Genomic DNA, 602 nt, shown 5'->3' on the forward strand with positions numbered 1-602 from the left:
AAAAATATTTGCGAGATGGTCTTGAAATGGCTCTGGCTGTTCCTGAAAAGATGAGGGATTTCCTGACCAAGAATATGAATGTTTGGGTTAATATGCGCGACGGTGGATACATGGATATGCAGGCTTGGAAGGATTGCGGATCTGATCAGTTCCCTAATCTATCCGGCCGTGAGTGCTATGTAGGGATTGACTTGTCAGAACGAATTGACCTGACAGCTGTCTCGTTTATTTTCCCATTGGATAATGGGAGCTTTGCTGTGGATAGTCACGGTTTTATGCCTGAAGATACCTTCTATGAGCACATGAAGACAGATAACGTGCCGTATGATTTGTGGAAGGAAAAGAACTGGTTAACCGTCACCGACGGCGCTGTTGTCGATTATGACTATATCAGGGCTTACATTAAAAAAATGGAGAAAGAGAAAGGCTGGCGGATCAAAGAAATTGCCTATGACCCGTATAACGCTACACAGTTTGCCCAACAGATGGAGGCAGACGGATATGTGATGATTGAAATTCGGCAGGGGGTTGCCACACTTTCAGAGCCTACGAAAGACTTCCGCGAAAAAGTGAAGGCGAAAAAGATCATCCATAATAAAAAC

Annotated in this window: 1 protein-coding gene; it reads left to right on the forward strand. The window is 44.2% G+C overall.

All coding sequences use genetic code 11. The features are described 5' to 3' along the window. On the forward strand, positions 1 to 602 hold a 602-nt coding region (locus ACWHAR_RS29430; protein WP_452088736.1), incomplete at both ends, for a terminase TerL endonuclease subunit.

The sequence above is a fragment of the Bacillus sp. LR--39 genome, assembly GCF_053613335.1.